Source organism: Ruminococcus sp. OM04-4AA (assembly GCF_003462585.1).
Classification (GTDB): Bacteria; Bacillota; Clostridia; order Lachnospirales; family Lachnospiraceae; genus Mediterraneibacter; species Mediterraneibacter faecis.
The window spans coordinates 1-17,650 of record NZ_QTZH01000019.1 but is presented as its reverse complement, the minus strand read 5'-3'; the positions used below and the strand labels follow the sequence as shown (position 1 = coordinate 17,650).

The 17,650-nt window shown below is 42.1% G+C and carries 13 protein-coding genes, 1 tRNA gene and 2 pseudogenes; 4 read left to right on the top strand and 12 right to left on the bottom strand.

All coding sequences use genetic code 11. From position 1 onward, the window contains the following. Nucleotides 1-12: 12 nt before the first annotated feature. From DXB52_RS07510 to murB, 12 genes and pseudogenes are all read right to left on the bottom strand, one after another. Nucleotides 13-585: a hypothetical protein gene (locus tag DXB52_RS07510; protein ID WP_055147925.1), complete on the bottom strand. Its 573-nt coding sequence runs from the start codon at nt 583-585 to the stop codon at nt 13-15. A 334-nt stretch (nt 586-919) separates the two neighbouring features. After that, the gene (locus DXB52_RS07505; RefSeq protein ID WP_055147928.1) at nt 920-1,480 is read right to left on the bottom strand and encodes a prolyl-tRNA synthetase associated domain-containing protein; all 561 of its coding nucleotides are present in this window, start codon (nt 1,478-1,480) and stop codon (nt 920-922) included. Between the two features lie 16 nt (nt 1,481-1,496). Continuing rightward, nucleotides 1,497-3,201, bottom strand: a pseudogene (locus DXB52_RS07500) (ABC-ATPase domain-containing protein). A 209-nt stretch (nt 3,202-3,410) separates the two neighbouring features. Then, nucleotides 3,411-5,525: a glutamine synthetase III family protein gene (locus tag DXB52_RS07495; RefSeq protein WP_055147934.1), complete on the bottom strand. Its 2,115-nt coding sequence runs from the start codon at nt 5,523-5,525 to the stop codon at nt 3,411-3,413. 421 nt (nt 5,526-5,946) lie between these two features. After that, a complete protein-coding gene (gene fba / locus DXB52_RS07490) occupies nt 5,947-6,810 on the bottom strand; it encodes a class II fructose-1,6-bisphosphate aldolase (protein ID WP_117541577.1) in 864 nt (287 codons plus the stop codon). A gap of 222 nt (nt 6,811-7,032) precedes the next feature. Further along, nucleotides 7,033-7,731 carry an MBL fold metallo-hydrolase gene (locus tag DXB52_RS07485; RefSeq protein ID WP_118106878.1) on the bottom strand — a complete coding sequence of 233 codons (699 nt, stop codon included), beginning with the start codon at nt 7,729-7,731 and terminating at the stop codon, nt 7,033-7,035. Between the two features lie 75 nt (nt 7,732-7,806). Further along, a tRNA-Glu gene (locus DXB52_RS07480) sits at nt 7,807-7,878 on the bottom strand. Between the two features lie 235 nt (nt 7,879-8,113). Continuing rightward, nucleotides 8,114-9,049 carry a diacylglycerol/lipid kinase family protein gene (locus DXB52_RS07475; protein ID WP_117836566.1) on the bottom strand — a complete coding sequence of 312 codons (936 nt, stop codon included), beginning with the start codon at nt 9,047-9,049 and terminating at the stop codon, nt 8,114-8,116. A 163-nt stretch (nt 9,050-9,212) separates the two neighbouring features. Further along, the gene (locus tag DXB52_RS07470) at nt 9,213-9,467 is read right to left on the bottom strand and encodes an HPr family phosphocarrier protein (RefSeq protein ID WP_015528640.1); all 255 of its coding nucleotides are present in this window, start codon (nt 9,465-9,467) and stop codon (nt 9,213-9,215) included. After that, nucleotides 9,464-10,423: a DNA-binding protein WhiA gene (whiA, locus tag DXB52_RS07465; RefSeq protein WP_117836570.1), complete on the bottom strand. Its 960-nt coding sequence runs from the start codon at nt 10,421-10,423 to the stop codon at nt 9,464-9,466. Before whiA ends, DXB52_RS07470 begins: the two co-directional genes overlap by 4 nt. Before the next feature lie 12 nt (nt 10,424-10,435). After that, on the bottom strand, nt 10,436-11,314 hold the full coding sequence (gene rapZ / locus DXB52_RS07460; RefSeq protein WP_117569738.1) for an RNase adapter RapZ: 879 nt from the start codon (nt 11,312-11,314) through the stop codon (nt 10,436-10,438). A gap of 1 nt (nt 11,315) precedes the next feature. After that, on the bottom strand, nt 11,316-12,221 hold the full coding sequence (murB, locus tag DXB52_RS07455) for a UDP-N-acetylmuramate dehydrogenase (RefSeq protein ID WP_118106869.1): 906 nt from the start codon (nt 12,219-12,221) through the stop codon (nt 11,316-11,318). 283 nt (nt 12,222-12,504) lie between these two features. Between murB and DXB52_RS16930 the strand changes: the two genes are divergently transcribed. The 4 genes and pseudogenes from DXB52_RS16930 to DXB52_RS07435 all read left to right on the top strand — a co-directional run. Beyond that, nucleotides 12,505-13,233 (top strand): CNNM domain-containing protein, encoded by a 729-nt coding sequence (locus DXB52_RS16930; protein ID WP_472520028.1) that lies wholly within the window; start codon nt 12,505-12,507, stop codon nt 13,231-13,233. A gap of 53 nt (nt 13,234-13,286) precedes the next feature. Next, a complete protein-coding gene (locus DXB52_RS16925) occupies nt 13,287-13,739 on the top strand; it encodes a transporter associated domain-containing protein (protein ID WP_472520027.1) in 453 nt (150 codons plus the stop codon). A gap of 310 nt (nt 13,740-14,049) precedes the next feature. Continuing rightward, a pseudogene (locus DXB52_RS07445) lies at nt 14,050-17,093 on the top strand (SrtB-anchored collagen-binding adhesin). A gap of 238 nt (nt 17,094-17,331) precedes the next feature. Beyond that, nucleotides 17,332-17,650, top strand: a 319-nt coding sequence (locus DXB52_RS07435; RefSeq protein ID WP_118106877.1) for a YdcP family protein, incomplete at its 3' end; no start/stop codon positions are given.

The window sequence follows — 17,650 nt, the reverse complement described above, 5'->3', positions numbered from 1 at the left end:
ATTACAGTAAATTTACTTCTTTCCCGGATTCTTCCAGATCCAGATTGCTGCTACAATACCAAGCATATACAGAATGTTCACAAGAACGACCGGATTATCCTTCAGTAAAGCGACAACCGCTACAATTGCTGCAAGTATCGCCGCAAGCTGAAGCACCTTGAGAAGCTTCTCATTCCGGCTCTGTCTTGCTTTCTGTAAGCATTCCAGTCTGCGCTGTTCCAACGTCAGATATTCCAGCATATCCTCCGGTCGAATCTTAGAAAGAATCACTTCTTCTCTGGAAAATTTCTTCTCCCCACTGCGGTGGAAAATACTCTTGATCTGATCGATCTTTTCCTTCCGGTTCTGCGGATCTTTAACCGCCTGCTCGTACTCTTCCTCAGCTGCACGATCCTCCACAGTCTCTTTGTAATAATCTTCCAGCTTCTGCGCCGGTTCTACCGGTGGCTGTAAAGGATGTGTTGGTTCCGTATTCACCGGTGGTATCGCCTCTGTCTTCACTGGCGGAATCTCCTCCGCATCCACCGGCTGCTCGACTATTTCTGATGTATTCACTTTATCTATCACTTTATTTTCTTCAGACACTATAGTTCTCCTTTTATCTTCTCCGCATTAATCCTGAAAATGATACCTGCTCTTCATATATCAAGATGTTGGGGTCAAAAGGTATTTTGACCCCTATGATACACGGATTGCTTCGCATTTCATGCTCTCGCAATCCTAAAACACCTCAAATCCGCTCATTTTTTCTACAAAAAATGGCTACTTTTCGGTGTTTTGCGGGTCAATAAGTCATGCTTTTTCATGCAAGCAAGAAACGCATGAGCTTTTGATCCTTGTATCATATCAACATATAGATTATAGCAAATTCACGAAAAATATACAACCAACAGGAAATGGACCTAGTGTCGATTAATAGTTACTGTTGCTTCTCCGCTCCCGGAAGTTTCACCATCTTCGGTGCATGCTTCAGCGCCGGAATGATCTTTGCGATCAAATCAGATGTACGAATCTTCAAGCTGGATGTGTTGATGCACGGATGACAGCCAAAATACGGATCTTTCATTATATCCTCATCGATCAGAAGCTGCACTTTCCCCTCTGTATCATTCATAAGTCCCATAACGCTGACAGATCCCGGTGTAATATCCAGATACTTCTCCATATACTCCGGCTTTGCAAAGGAAAGTCTGGCAGAACCGATCTGTGCCGACAGATTCTTTGTCTTGAATGGCTTGTCACCCGGCATCAGAAGCAGATAAAAGTCTGTTTCCTGTCGATTGCAAAGGAACAGGTTCTTGCAGATTGCGGTTCCATCTCCAAGTGTTCTATCGATCTCTTCACAGGCTTCCATCGTCATTGCCGCCTCATGGTCTACTCTCTGGTATTCCACACCAAGCTTGTCGAGGAAATCATATACCCTGATTTCCTTTTCTAATCTTCCTTCTGTGTTTTCTGGTCTTCCATTCTCTAATTTCATATTATCAACTCCTATATCATACTAACCTAAGTGCTCTATATCTGTCAAAACATGCAAATATTTCCTGTCTTCTCGCACTGCCATACAGGATACACTGGATGTACTCTCGCATAATTCCGCCAGCGATTTATTCTGCATCACTTCTTCCAGCTCATCTACAATCTGGATCAGATTCTTCTTTCCGTCAATCAAATGTTTCTGTGCATATCGTACACAGTATCCAAGTGCTGCCACCTGTTCGCTATCCGTGATCTGTTCCAAATACCTCAGATCGATCGTATCCCTGTTGATCATCACAGATTCTTTTCCCATCGTCTTCATCTTGATCCTGTCATTTCCGTGAAATGCCTGATCCGGTCGCGGCACTCTGTCATAAGCCGGCTTTTTTGCTAGCTGCTCCGGCACGCTGATCTGCGGGAAGTTCTCTGCTTCTTTTTTCGCCAGTACTGTAATATCTTTCGGAACATAACGATCCATCTGGATAATACTGTCTGCGATATGGAAATAAGCTCCCGAACTTCCTGCAACGATCACTGTCGAGATTCCATAATTTTCATACAATTCTCTGATTCTTTCAATAAATGGCGTGATCGGCTCCATCTCTCTGTGGATCACACGCTGCATCAGCTCATCACGGATCATGAAGTTCGTTGCACTCGTATCTTCATCAATCAAGAACAGGGATGTTCCGGCCTCAATTCCTTCGATCACATTTGCCGCCTGTGAAGTACTTCCACTTGCATCTTCTGTACAGAATGATGTCGTATCTTTCCGTTCGGAAGATCGTTGATGAACATGGAAATATCTGTCTTCTGGATACTTCTTCCATCCTCCGCGCGCAATTTCACTGCTGTCGCATCTGTGATCACATACTCTCTTCCATCCCCTGCGATGTGATTGTACACTCCAAGCTCCAGAGCTTTCAAAAGTGTTGACTTTCCGTGATAACCTCCACCGACGATCAAAGTAATCCCCTTACGGATTCCCATACCGGTAATCTTTCCTTTATGTGGAAGTTCCAGTGTCACTTCCTGCTCCGTCGGAGACTGGAAGGCAATTCCGTCACGCATCGGCCTGGATGAAATTCCGGATTCCCTTGGCAGTACACTTCCGTTTGCCACGAAAACACACAAACCACGTTTCGGAAGTTCTTTACGGATATACTCCTGATCTTCTGCCAGATCTACGATTCTTCTCAATCTTTTTGCATCCAGATTCTTATAAAACAAGGATGCCTTTACACACTCCGGAACAAAATCAAATAAAATCTTCTCTAATTCTCTTGCATTGATCGTTCGTCCATTTGCCGGAAATCCGATTTCCATTCTCAGAAGGATGTTTCCGTTCTCCGGCTGGATCTGACACGCTGTTCTCTCCAAAACTTCCTGTCCGCATCTGCTGACAGAGATCAGTCCGCTCTTACCTGAACCTTTCGCCTTGAATGCAAACCTCTCTGCCCTTCTTCCAAACTGGCGCAGCAATTCATCCTGAAGTGCGATTCTCTGACATTTTCCACAATATAATTCCTGTGGGAATCCTGCTGTCTTTCCACTCACCAGTACACTTACCTTTGACGGTGACGCAAACGGATCTCCCTGTACGTGATCGATCGATAAAACATATCCCGGAAATCGGTACTGTCCTTTTGTATCTTTATAAGCCGGATATCCCCGGTGATCTATTCTTGATAATAAACTTCTAAGTTCTGCTTCTGACTGCATTTTTATTCCACTCTTTCTTTTTCTCATTCGTGCAGAATACGCTCAAGCTGCACGAACCACTTCTCATTATACAATAATTTTTGCTTTCTTGCATGAAATAGTCATGCAGCTTTCCCGATTTTCGGAGCAAAAAGAAGCCATTATCCAGACTCTTTATCCGAATAATGACTTCCAATCATTTACTTCAAATTACTTTTCTGTAATGTATTTTATACCTCGAAAATCAGATCTCCGTAAGATGGCATTGGCCAGGCTTCTTTATCCACGATCATCTCAAGTTTGTCAACCGGTGTGCGGAGTGCATCCATAGCCGGAACAACCTCTGTATGATAGTATGTAGCCTGTACTTCGCCTTCTTCTTTTGCTGCTGCCTCACCTGTCACTTTTACAAGCCTATCAAGCGCTACCTTTGTCTCAGCCATCAGAGCACTTACTTCCTTAAGTGCCTCTGTCTGAACTGTCGCATCAACACCTGCTGCCTTCACAGCATTAATTGTATCTGCCAGTGTCTTTGTATACTTGATAAATGCCGGCAGGAACTGTTTGCTTGCCATATCGATCATAGTACGGGCTTCAATATTGATTGCCTTAGCATATGCCTCATACTGAATCTCTGCACGGGACTCAAGCTCTGCTTTTGTAAATACGCTGAATCTCTCAAACAATTCTACAGCCTTGTCTGTTGTGATTGCCGGAATTGCTTCAACCATAGACTTAATGTTCGGAAGTCCTCTTCTCTCAGCCTCTGCAACCCACGCGTCAGAGTATCCGTTTCCGTTGAAGATGATTCTCTGGTTCTCTGTCAGGTATTCTTTGATCAGATCATGTACTGCAAGATCAAAGTCATCTGCTTTCTCAAGAATATCACATGCATCTGCAAATGCTTCCGCAACGATTGTGTTCAGTACGATATTCGGGTTTGCGATAGAATCTCTTGATCCAACCATACGGAACTCGAACTTATTTCCTGTAAATGCAAACGGTGATGTTCTGTTTCTGTCTGTTGCATCTTTGAACAGGTCAGGAAGTGTACTTACACCTGTTTCCAGCTTTCCACCTTTTAAACTGTGTGTAGCTTCTCCTGTGCTGATCAGCTGCTCAACAACATCCTCAAGCTGCTCTCCAAGGAAGATAGAGATAATTGCCGGAGGTGCCTCATTTGCTCCAAGTCTGTGATCATTTCCCGGATCAGCTGCAGATTCTCTGAGCAGATCTGCATGTACATTAACCGCTTTCATAATGCAGGCAAGTACAAGAAGGAACTGTGTATTCTCATGAGGTGTCTTACCTGGTTCGAGAAGATTGATTCCATCATCTGTAGTAATAGACCAGTTGTTGTGCTTACCGGATCCGTTAACTCCTGCGAACGGTTTCTCGTGAAGCAGACATTTCAGCCCATGCTGACAAGCTACTCTCTTCAATGTCTGCATTGTCAGCTGATTCTGATCTACAGCGATATTAGCTTCTGTATAAATCGGAGCCAGCTCATGCTGTGCCGGTGCAACCTCGTTATGCTGTGTCTTTGATGGAACACCCACCTTCCAAAGCTGGATATTTACATCTCTCATGAAAGATGCGATTCTCTGACGGATTGTTCCGAAGTAATGATCGTCAAGCTCCTGTCCTTTCGGAGGCATTGCTCCAAAAAGTGTACGTCCTGTGTAGATCAGGTCTTTTCTTTCTTCAAACTTCTCTGCATCTACAAGGAAGTACTCCTGCTCTGCTCCAACAGATGGAGTAACCTTCTTAGATGTTGTATTTCCAAATAAACGAAGAAGTCTTAATGCTTCTTTATTGATAGCTTCCATAGAACGAAGCAACGGTGTCTTCTGATCCAGTGCCTCTCCTGTATAGGAGCAGAATGCTGTTGGGATACAAAGTGTAGCTCCGCCTGCATCCTGTCTTACGAATGCCGGTGATGTACAATCCCATGCTGTATATCCTCTTGCCTCGAATGTTGCTCTCAGTCCTCCTGACGGGAATGAAGATGCATCCGGCTCACCTTTGATCAATTCCTTTCCTGAGAAAGTCATCAGAACTTTTCCACTTGGAAGCGGAGCTGAGATAAAGGAATCATGCTTCTCTGCTGTAACTCCTGTAAGTGGCAGGAACCAATGTGTATAGTGAGTCGCTCCTTTTTCAATTGCCCATTCTTTCATCTCGTGAGCAATAACATCTGCTGTCTCGAGATCCAGGTCTTTTCCTTCTTCAATTGTCTTTCTCAGATTCTTGTAAACTTTCTTTGGCAGACGCTCCTGCATAACAGTATCGTTAAATACGTTCTCTCCAAAGATGTCAGCTACATTGAATAATTCTGTGCTCATATCCTATACCTTCCTTTTCTCTTAATCCTCCGATTACCGCCCACTGCAATGAGCAATAACTCGATTTCACTACGGGAACCCTTTTGATAGATCACCTCTCAGGAAATCATCCGTCTGATCCAGTCGGATGAAATCTAATTTCATTAAATTCAATCTGATTCAATCATGCGGATCATTTCCCAAGGGATAACAAAGAATGTGCCTTGGCACATTTTGGCGCCTGCGGCGGTCGCTTGCGACATCTACCTTGTACGCCACAGTGCGCATCCTTAGCGGAGCGTTTTTTATGTATTAGGAAAGGACTTTCCTAATACATAAAAAAGGGCACTCCAATTATAATTGGAACGCCCTTGTTCTGTCTACGTGAGTCAGTATACCTCAACTTGCTTTAAAACGCAAGTGCTTTTTAAAAAAGTTCTTCTCAGGCTTTTCCGACAGATCCGAATAACTCCATCTTCTCTTTTACTGTTTCCATGATTGCGTCTGCGCCTGGTTTGAGAAGTTTACGTGGGTCAAATCCTTTACCCTCAAGATCTTTTCCTTCTTCAACATACTTACGTGTAGCTGCTGCAAAAGAAAGCTGACACTCTGTATTAACGTTGATCTTAGCAACTCCAAGAGAGATTGCTTTCTTGATCATATCTTCCGGGATACCTGTACCACCGTGAAGTACGAGTGGCATATCTCCTGTACGCTGCTGAATAGCGTCCAGAGTCTCGAAGCTTAATCCTTCCCAGTTTGCCGGATATTTACCATGAATGTTACCGATACCTGCTGCCAGGAAATCGATTCCCAGATCAGCTACTCTCTTACACTCTTCCGGATCAGCACACTCGCCTCTTCCGATAACTCCATCTTCTTCTCCACCGATGGATCCAACCTCTGCCTCGATTGACATTCCTTTGTCATGAGCGATCTTAACGAGTTCTTTTGTCTTCTCAACATTCTCTTCGATCGGATAATGAGATCCGTCGAACATGATAGATGAAAATCCTGCTTCTACACATTTCAGGCATCCTTCATAGCTGCCGTGGTCAAGGTGAAGAGCAACCGGAACTGTAATTCCAAGTTCTTCCATCATTCCGTTTACCATACCTACAACAGTCTTATATCCTGTCATATATTTTCCTGCACCCTCAGATACACCAAGGATAACTGGTGAGTTGAGTTCCTGTGCTGTTGTAAGAATAGCCTTTGTCCACTCAAGATTGTTGATATTGAACTGTCCTACTGCGTAGTGGCCTGCTTTTGCTTTCTGAAGCATTTCTGTAGCTGATACTAACATATTTCTTTCCTCCAATTCTTAAAGATCCTGACGTCCGTGAAAACCATCAGGAATTATTTATTTAGAATTCTTCTATATTATAGCGTATTAATTTATAAATGACAATCTTATGTTTTGCATAAAAAACAGTACGCAGTTACAATTATCGTTAACATTTTCACAAGGGTTTCTTCTGCCCTCTGTGGATTGTTCTTATTTTTGTACAATATAACCAATAATTATTTATTCGGTATAACCGCACTTTTCTCCTTTTGCTAACTCTGTATTTCTGATTCGTGATTTATATTTTGGATATTCCGCAATAAATCTGTCAATGACTTTCGGATCATCCCAATAATGCATCGGAAAAACAGCTTCACACTCTACATTTTCCAGAAAATAAATCATCCCATCCGCATAGTGGTCTTCCTGTCTTGGATCAAGCGGAACAAACGCAGCATCGAAATGAATGCCTTTCAACTTATCAATCTCTGCGCGATACCTGGATGTCATTTGGCGATTATCCGCATCCGGTTCCCCCTCCCAATACCAGTCATTCAGATCACCAGCATGATAAATTGTACTGTCCTTTGTTTTTACAATAAAAGCAACTCCACTATCGGTAGAGAGCAGCGTACTGACTTGTGTGCCGTTATCAAGAGTATAACTTTCATCATGATAAGCAGTTGTGATCTTCACACCTGTCGGATACTTTCTTTTGTTGATATCCTTCGCCAGAACCGCCTGATAATTCAGCCCCATATCTTTAAGGATTTGAAAAATCTGCGGATTAAAATGATCCTGATGAAAATGACTGCAAAAGGCAATTACTTCCTTGTCTTTATCAAGCTTTGGCAGTTCACCTTTATAATAGTCAAAAATGTAATAGCACGATCCAGACTCAACCATGAATCCACTGTGATCAATATAAGTTACTTGCATAATATCACCCACTTTTTAATTTGCTAAAAGATTTTCAAAGCACAAAAAAAGCTCGTAAATACGAGCTTCTTTCAGTGACTCCGAGGGGAATCGAACCCCTGATTCCAGCGTGAGAGGCTAGCGTCTTGACCGCTTGACCACGGAGCCTTATTCATTTTCGTCTGTGTCTTTTTTGTTACCGCCACAAGACAATAGTTATTATATACCAGGCTTTCAGAAAATGCAACCCCTTTTTTTAATTTTTTCAAAAAATTATTATTTTTCTTTCAAATTGCCGTTTTCCCTTGATTTTACGCGGTTTGCGGCGATTGTTCAACAAGCTTCAAATTCAAAAAAGGGGTGATTTTCTAAAATATCACTGAAAATATTTCAGATTATGTGTTCAGACTTCCTCTGCTTCCACCAACTGTTCACTCAGATCTTCTACGGCTTCTTCCTTGACCATAATCTGAAGTGCCTGATTTTTATTCTTAATTACAACTTCTTCATGAGTACCGCCGTATTCTCCATCCAGCGTCCATGGAATTGCCTCAACAGATTCAAAACGGACTTCACCACTCTTGAAGGAGTATATTCTGTCTGAATTAATCTGACGCATCACAATTGCCCCAAGCAGTTCGTTCAACTCGACTGGATTCTTTGGTGTTTTAAAGAGTGTCACCTCAAAAACACCATCATCAAAAATAACATTTTCTCCTGTGATTCTTTTGAATCCTCCTACAGAGCGTGAATTTGTCACCATTCCAAAGATAAACTCATCTTCAATCGTCTCTCCGTCATGTATGACTTTGATCTTATAAGACGGAATATTGAACAGTCTCTTGGTTCCTTCCAGAATATAAGCCATATGACCAAGAATATTCTTCATGCTCTGCTTCGTCTCATATGACACGTCTGTGAAAATGCCGAAGGCTGCAATATATACGAAGTAGTCATCGTTAAACTGACCGATATCAAAAGAAAATGGTGTTCCTGTTACAATTGTATCTGCGGCCTCCAGCATATTCTTGGAAATATGCAGACTACTTGCAAAATCATTCGTCGTTCCGGCCGGAATATATCCGATCGGCGTCTTATTTTCTCGCATCATCATACCGGTCACGACTTCATCCAATGTACCATCTCCGCCACTACATGTCACGAGATCATATTCTTCTGTGTACTCACTGACTTTTCTTACAGCATCCTGACTTCTCTGTGTAGGATAAACCGTCACCTCATATCCGCCCTTCACAAAAGTGTCAATCACATCTGAAAGTTTCGGCTTCAGAAGTCCCATTCCTGAATTCGGATTGTAAACAAATAGCATTCTTTTCATAAACAAATACCTCCTTATTCAAAAATCATTTGTGTTCACATCAGCTGCAAACTCTCCCCCATAGAAAAAGATGGCTGTACTCCTCTTCAAAGTACAGCCCCTCTATATTCATTTGTAATCACTTGGTTATCTCTCTGTGACTTCAATTACCATCTTATTGTTATTATACGTTAGCAAAAAATGTCTTAATGCCTTCAGCTGCTTTCTGCTCGTCCTCGCCGTCTGTCACAACGGTAATCTCCTCGCCTCCGATCAGATTCAGACTCATCATACCCATAATACTCTTTGCATTGATGTTCTTCTCGGCTACCTGAATGTACACTTTGCTTGCATACTGGCTGGCTTCCTGTACGAGAAGGGCGATCGGCCGTCCATCAAACCCTGGGTCCGCTTTCACTACAACAGATGTCTTAATCATAATAATCCTCCTTGTTCTTGCCGAACTTTGTCTGCCATCTCACTCAGCTTACGCAGCCTGTGGTTGATACCCGATTTTCCAACCGGAGGATTCAGGGATTCTCCCAGTTCCTTCAGTGTTGCTTCCGGATGCTCGAGACGGGCAAGAGCAGCCTCGACTAATCCTTTCGGTATATTCTCAAATCCTATCTGATCTCTCAAATATGTAATATCTTCCAGCTGTTTCACTGCTGCTGATACTGTTTTATTAATATTGGCAGTTTCACAATTCACTTTTCTGTTCACAGAATTTCTCATCTCTTTGAGAATTCTTACATTCTCAAGTTCCATTAATGAGACATGTGCCTCCATGATATTCAAAATATCTACTATCTGTGCTCCTTCTTTCAGGTAAACAACATACGACTTCTTTCTGAGCACGATCTTTGCGTCCATAGAAAAACTGCAGATCAGGTCACAGATCTGATGTGCCATCTCTTCTGTGGAACAGACAATCTCAAAATGATATGCCTTGTTCGGATCACTCATAGATCCGGACGCCTGAAACGCTCCGCGGAGAAATGCTCTTCGACAACAAACCTGTTGAACAATCATCGGATTCACGGCATGCAACTCTTCCGCATTCTCCTGCTGTTCCCCCATCATCTTCGTAGCCTGTAAGATACGTATCGCATCTTCATGTTTTTTTACGATAACGGAATAGTTCTCTGTCTGCTTCTTTATATTCCTCCGAACGGAAATATCACTCCTTATATTAAATGTTTTTTCTATTAATGTAAAGACCTTTCTTGCAACTAAAATGTTTTCTGTACGAATCTTGATACTGCACCGGTCAAAACTATTGATTACAACAGTCCCGCACATGCCAATAAAAGCCGTCAGTTCCGCAATCTGGCAATGTCTGGCTGAACTGATGTTCCTTGCAAGCTCTTCCTTCACTTTTCCAGAAAATGACATATTTTCCACCTTTTACTTTCTCTTTGTGATACTATCCTTCCCAATATCACGATGTTCAATACGGACACCATAACTTTCCTCGGTCTCAAGCGTGTGATATAACGCATTCGCCAGCGTTACAGATCTATGCTTTCCGCCGGTACATCCAATTGCGATCACAAGCTGGTTTTTTCCCTCCAAAATATAATTTGGAATCAGAAATTCAACCATGTCTTTTAATTTTTCAAGGAAAATCGGTCCCTTATCATTCTGCATGACATAATCCTGGACTTCCGGATCATTTCCTGTTTTTTCTTTCAATGTATCAATATAGTACGGATTCGGAAGAAAACGCACATCGAATACAAGGTCTGCGTCCTGCGGAATTCCGTATTTAAAACCAAAGGACATTACTGTGATATAGAGGTTGCAAAAGCTCTCACCTTTCACAAAAATCTTCTCAAGTTCAATCTTCAGTTCTCTCGTCAGCATCTTACTTGTATCAAGAATATACGTTGCCTTCATTTTCAAAAATGCGGTCTTCTCACGTTCTTTCGCAATACCGGTATCCACACGTCCCGATCCGCTCAGAGGGTGCTGTCTTCTCGTTTCTTTGTATCGCTTTACAAGTACAGAATCCTTTGCGTCCAGAAACAGAATCTCATATTTGATCCCCTTTTGATCCATCTGCTCAAGATCTTTCTCTAATCCGGAAATATCCTGTCCGCTTCGCACATCGACTCCCAATGCCACTTTCTTCATTGGAGTTTCTGAATTCTCGATCATCTGCACAAATCCAGGAAACATTGCGATTGGCAGATTATCCACACAGAAATATCCCATATCCTCAAGCATCTTAAGTGCTGTTGTTTTTCCGGCTCCTGACATCCCTGTTACGATAACAAAACGCATATCAAAACTCTCCTATTCTTCTTACTTCCGCTTCCAGGCGGACTCCTGAATTTTCTTCTACTTTATCTTCTACCTGACGCATCAGTTCCATAATCTCTGCTGCGCTTGCATTTCCTCTGTTGATCACGAAACCGCAATGCTTTTCAGAGACCTGTGCATCTCCGACCCTGAATCCGCGAAGTCCTGCATCTCCGATCAGTTTTCCTGCGAAATATCCTTCTGGACGCTTAAATGTACTTCCTGCACTTGCATACTCTAATGGCTGCTTTGTCACTCTTTTTTCTTTCAGATCATCCATCACTTCTTTAATTTTCTCCGGATTTCCTTTTTCAAGAGAAATCACTGCTTCAAGAACAATATAATTCTTCTGTTCTACCACACTTGTCCGGTAAGCAAGTCCCATCTCTTCTACAGGAATCGTAAGGAATCCGCCATCTGCTGTCATCACTTTCACGCTCTCAAGAACCTGCTTCATCTCTCCACCGTATGCACCCGCATTCATGCGAACGGCTCCGCCTAATGTTCCCGGAATCCCGGCAGCAAATTCAAAACCTGTCAGAGATTCTGACAGTGCTGTTGCCGCGATCTTCGACAGAAGTGCGCCCGCACCGGCATAAATCTTGTTCTCTTCTACCCTGATCTGATTCATTTTCTTAAAAATCTGAAGAATTACGCCACGATATCCCTTATCTCCAACAAGAAGATTACTTCCGTTTCCAATCACTGAATATGGGATTTTCTCCTTTTTGCATAACTCAACAATTGCCTGGATCTCTTCCTTTGATTCAGGTGTCACGAAATAATCTGCCGGACCACCAATACGAAATGTTGTATGTTTCTTCATCGGCTCATCTTTCATTACATTTTCCTGTTTTGTAATAGTGCACAATCTATTGTATAATTCCATATCTATACTCCGTTTCTTCTATATAATAGTATTAAATATTCTTATCAGTCATCAACATCATACACCACCCACTTCATAAAGTAAAGTATATTGCCTTGCCAAACACTAATAAACCATGTATAATGAATGCGTATATCTAAAATTAACCAAGCCTCTTTAGAGGCACATTTTTTAATCAAAGGAGTGAATATTTAAAGTGGACGCAGGTGACACGTACCTATTAATTATACTGTTAATTTTACTATTGTTTTCATCATTTTTTTCATCAACCGAGACTGCGCTGATGTCAGTGAATAAGATTAAACTCCGTTCTCTCGCAGACGGTGGGAACAAACGGGCGGCTCTGGCTCTTGATATCACAGAGAATCACACAGCAAAGATGCTCAGTGCAATTCTGATCGGTAATAATATTGTGAATGTTTCAGCATCTTCTCTTGCCACAACCCTTGCTTATTCATTTGGCGGATACATGGTCAGCATCGCTACACTGATTCTGACAGTGGCAATCCTTGTATTTGGAGAGATTACACCGAAGAATTATGCAACGATCAACGCTGAGAAACTTACGCTTCGTTATATTCCGGTCATCAAGTTTTTTATGACGGTCATGACTCCGGTTATTTTCATCATTAACTTGTTTTCCCGCGGAATCATGCTGATCCTTCGCGTAGATCCAGATGCAGCGAACAAAGCTATGACAGAAGAAGAACTTCGTACAATTGTGGATGTCAGCCATGAGGATGGTGTAATCGAGTCTGATGAAAAAGAGATGATCTACAATGTATTCGATCTCGGCGATGCCAAGGCGAAAGATATTATGGTTCCTCGCGTACATGTTACATTTGCTGATGTCAATAGTACCTTCGATGAATTGATTGATATTTTCCGTGAAGACAAATTCACAAGACTTCCTGTTTACGAAGAGACACAGGATAACGTTGTCGGTATTATTAACATGAAGGATCTGCTTCTTTATGATCATGATACACCGTTCAATATCCGGGATTCTTAAGAAAACCTCATTTCACTTATGAGTTCAAAGATATCTCTGAACTTCTTGTAGAGATGAGAGATTCTACTTTTAATATTGCAATTGTTCTGGATGAATACGGTGAGATGGCAGGACTCATCACTTTGGAGGATATTCTGGAAGAGATTGTTGGTGAGATCCATGATGAATATGATGAGAATGAAGATGAACTGATCAAAGAGATTTCTGATCATGAATATATTATCGAAGGCTCCATGAGTCTGGATGATGTGAACGATCACTTACATACAGAACTTGACTCTGAGGATTATGATTCTCTCGGAGGACTGATCATCGAACATCTGGACCGTTTACCTCAGATGGGTGATGAAGTTGTCACTGAAGATGGAATTCGTCTGGTGGTCGAGAAGTTGGATAAGAACCGCGTAGAAACGGTACATGTTTATCTTCCTGAAAGAACAGATACAGAAGAAGCGGATGGAGAAACTTCTGATTCTTCTGAAACTGATAAACACTCACATGAATAGAACTTTTTGAAATGTCGGCTGTATTATCGCAGCCGGCATTTTTTGACGTTTCACAGGCAATGCACGCTTTCATATAATATATAGAAGCACAAAATAATGAGGTGATTATATGTCTTATTCTATCATGCTTGATGCAGGCCATGGGGGTTGTAGATAACGCAAGTGATGAAAACAACGAAAATACAAGGAGAAAGGCAACTGTTGTACCTATTAAAATAGAATATGTGTGAGAGGACAAGCCTTTCAGTAATGTAGACGTTCAGAAATGAGCGTCTATTTTTATACCCAAAATGAAAGGAGCATTAGATTTATGAAAAAGACATGGAAACGATTGTGTACGGGCTTCTTAGCTCTTGCAACTGTCGTTACTGCTTTACCGACTACACCCGTTCATGCAGAAAGTAAGCAATACTGGACGGAGTCAAAAGAGCGTGTCGGTATCGTTGAAAAAGTAATGAATGACGGTTCAATTGGTTCTACCTTTAATGAGGGACATTTGACCGTTGAGGGCGAGGACGCTTACTGTATTGACATCAACACAGACTTTAAGAATGGTTACAAGACCAGAGCTGACGTAAGCACCCGTATGAGTGCCGACCAGATAAGCGACGTTGCCTTATCTATCGAATATGTAAAACAGTACACAGACAGCCACAGCGGAATAAGCAAAAATCACGCTTATCTTTTAAGACAGCTTGTAGTCTGGCAGAGATTGAGCGTACATCTTGGCTGGCAATGTGATAACGTGCGAGCTTCTTATGATGAAATTCCAAAGGCTACGCAGGACGAAGTTTTCTCTGGTGCGAAAGCCTTTGTCAAAGAAAATAAAGGACGCTATGAATGTGGCGGTTATATCTATCTGGCGAGGGGCAGGAATTGGGACAATTCTGGGCGAAACTGAATGTCGGAAATACGAAACTGCAAAAGGTTTCCAGTAATGCCAGCATCACAGACGGTAACGGGAATTACTCAATCGCTGGTGCAACATACGGTGTCTTTTCTGATAAAGACTGCACAAAACAGCTTGCCACCCTTACGACTGATGAAAACGGAAACACAGATATTGCAGAGGTAAAAGCAGGCACAGTCTATATCAAGGAATTATACGCACCAGCAGGATATAAAGTGGATAAAACTGTATATTCCTTAAAGGTTGAAGTTGGAAAGACAGCAATTTTGAAAGTATCAGATACGCCAAAAGTAACGGACACTTTGATTGAGCTTTTCAAGATTGATATGGAAACACAGAAAGACAATCCGCAAGGGAACGCTTCTTTAGCAGGTGCGGAATTTACATGGAAGTATTATGCTGGCTTCTACAATAAAGACAATCTCCCTGCCGAAGCTACTCGTACATGGGTTACAAAGACAATCGCTGAAACAGACAGCGACGGGACAACTCATTACATCACAAAATTAGCGGACACATACAAAGTATCTGGCGACAGCTTCTATATGCAGGACGGCAAGGCGGTTCTTCCACTTGGAACACTAACCGTAGAAGAAACAAAAGCTCCAAACGGCTACTTGTTAGAGGGTGCATATATGCAGGCTGGCGATAAGTCCGAACAGATAAAAGGCTTATATGCAACACAGATTACCGAGGACGGCGACCTTGCCGTATTATCTGGAAGTAACCAGTTTTCCGTATCAGACAAGGTTATCCGTGGCGGTGTCAAAATTCAGAAACGAGATTTAGAAACGGGCGATACAAAGCCACAAGGAAGTGCCACTTTGAAAGATACTGCCTTTGACATCATTTCCTTAAATGATAATGCAGTATTGGTTGAGGGCAAGTTATACAAGAAAAATGAAGTGGTAAAGACAATTCGTACAGATATTGAGGGTGTCGCTTCTACTTCTTCTGACCTCTTACCTTATGGAAAATTCCGTATCGTTGAGAGTGAAGCTCCCGACGGTTACTTAACTGACGGTGCAAAGCCGATTGATTTTACAATCACAGAAAATGGAAAAATCGTGGACTTAACCGAAAAAGCCCATTCTATCTATAATCAGATTAAGCGTGGAGATATTGAGGGTGTAAAAATCGGTGCAGGCACACACAAGCGTCTTGCTGATGTTCCTTTTAGGATCACAAGCAAGACAACGGGCGAAAATCACGTCGTGGTAACTGATGATAACGGGCAATTCTCCACTTCTGCTGAATGGGCTTCTCATAAGCATAATACCAACGCAGGAAAGACCAGCGAGGACGGTGTGTGGTTTGGAACTTCTGAACCAGACGACAGCAAGGGTGCATTACCTTATGATACCTACATCATTGAAGAAATGCGTTGTGATAGTAACAAAGGCTTTGAACTTATCCCACCTTTTGAAATCGTGGTATCAAGAAATAACCTTGTGATTGATTTAGGGACGCTGACTGATGAATACGAAAAAGAAATCTCTATCCATACCACAGCGACCAGCAAGGACGGCGAAAAGACTATCCTTGCAGGAAAAGAGGTAACAATCGTTGATACGGTCAAATTAGACGGACTTACAAAAGGCTCAAAATATCAGCTCAAAGGTTGGCAGATGTTAAAGGAAGAAAACGCCGAGCTTGTCATTGACGGAAAGCGTGTAGAAAATGACTATACCTTTGTCGCTGATGATGAGGAAATGAAAATAGAAATTACATATACATTCAATGCGTCCGAGCTTGGCGGTAAAAATCTGGTAACATTCGAGGAATTATACGATTTGAGCAATTCAGACGAACCCGTAAAAGTTGCGGAGCATAAAGACATTAAGGACGACGGGCAGACGGTACTTATCACAGAGCGTATCATCAAGATACATACAACCGCTACCGATAAAGACGGCAACAAAGAGCTTGAAGCTGAAAAAGAGGTAACAATCATTGATACCGTAACCTTAGAGGGCTTAGAAATCGGTACACAGTACAAACTTGTGGGCTGGCAGATGTTGAAAGAAGAAAATGCAGAACTTCTTATCAATGGAAAGCGTGTGGAAAGTGATTATACCTTTACCGCTGACAGCGAAGCTATGAAAGTGGAAGTTGCCTTTACCTTTGACGCTACTTCTCTTGACAGCAAACAGCTTGTAACTTTTGAGGAATTGTACGATTTAAGCAATCCAGACGAACCGAAGAAAGTTACCGAACATAAGAATATTGAGGATAAGGGACAGACGATTACCTTTAAGGAAAAGCCAGAAGAACCAGAGAAACCCGAAACACCACCGACACCAGAAAAGCCTAGCAGACCTAGCGACAGTCCCAAAACGGGCGACAGTACAAATGTAATGGCATTTATCGTGATGTTGCTTGCGTCTGCTGGTGGACTGGCTGGAACATATCTTTACAAACGCCGTAAAATGAAGAAATCATAAGGCGGTAACGGTATGAGGAAAGAAAAATCACGCTCTCCGCCGAAGCTGTCAAACGGCAGATTTTTGCTTATTCTGGCTTGTCTGCCTACAACCTGCAAGAACACGGATAGTCAAGGGTGCGTAAGCATTGATTTTACCCTTTACTATCTGGGGGATTGCTGGTACTTCCCAAACCGCCAGAATAAGAAATCACAATTAAAAAACTTATCAAATATAGAAAGAAACGAGGTAAAACAATATGGAAATGAAATATGTCGTGCCAGATATGACACAGTCTTTTGGAACTCTTGAATTTGCAGGCGAAAGCGAGCCAGTCTTTGAAAGAGATAAAAATAACCGCAGGGTCTTAGCCAGACGAAGCTATAACCTTTATTCTGACATACAGAAAGGCGAAAATGTTGTGGTGGAAATTCCTGTGCAGGCTGGCGAAAAGCATTTCAAGTATGAACAGAAAGTAAAACTTGTCAATCCGAAGTTATACGGCAGAGGTTACGCAATCGGGGATATGGGACATACCGATTATGTATTAGTTGCTGATGATATTGTAGCAGTTGAAG

What these genes read in the sequence shown, in the direction of transcription:
- DXB52_RS07505 (WP_055147928.1), bottom strand. Translation starts at nt 1,480, where the DNA reads ATGAAATTAGAGAATGGAAGACCAGAAAACACAGAAGGAAGATTAGAA.
- DXB52_RS07495 (WP_055147934.1), bottom strand. Translation starts at nt 5,525, where the DNA reads ATGAGCACAGAATTATTCAATGTAGCTGACATCTTTGGAGAGAACGTA.
- fba (WP_117541577.1), bottom strand. Translation starts at nt 6,810, where the DNA reads ATGTTAGTATCAGCTACAGAAATGCTTCAGAAAGCAAAAGCAGGCCAC.
- DXB52_RS07485 (WP_118106878.1), bottom strand. Translation starts at nt 7,731, where the DNA reads ATGCAAGTAACTTATATTGATCACAGTGGATTCATGGTTGAGTCTGGA.
- DXB52_RS07475 (WP_117836566.1), bottom strand. Translation starts at nt 9,049, where the DNA reads ATGAAAAGAATGCTATTTGTTTACAATCCGAATTCAGGAATGGGACTT.
- DXB52_RS07470 (WP_015528640.1), bottom strand. Translation starts at nt 9,467, where the DNA reads ATGATTAAGACATCTGTTGTAGTGAAAGCGGACCCAGGGTTTGATGGA.
- whiA (WP_117836570.1), bottom strand. Translation starts at nt 10,423, where the DNA reads ATGTCATTTTCTGGAAAAGTGAAGGAAGAGCTTGCAAGGAACATCAGT.
- rapZ (WP_117569738.1), bottom strand. Translation starts at nt 11,314, where the DNA reads ATGCGTTTTGTTATCGTAACAGGGATGTCAGGAGCCGGAAAAACAACA.
- murB (WP_118106869.1), bottom strand. Translation starts at nt 12,221, where the DNA reads ATGGAATTATACAATAGATTGTGCACTATTACAAAACAGGAAAATGTA.
- DXB52_RS16930 (WP_472520028.1), top strand. Translation starts at nt 12,505, where the DNA reads ATGTCAGTGAATAAGATTAAACTCCGTTCTCTCGCAGACGGTGGGAAC.
- DXB52_RS16925 (WP_472520027.1), top strand. Translation starts at nt 13,287, where the DNA reads ATGAGAGATTCTACTTTTAATATTGCAATTGTTCTGGATGAATACGGT.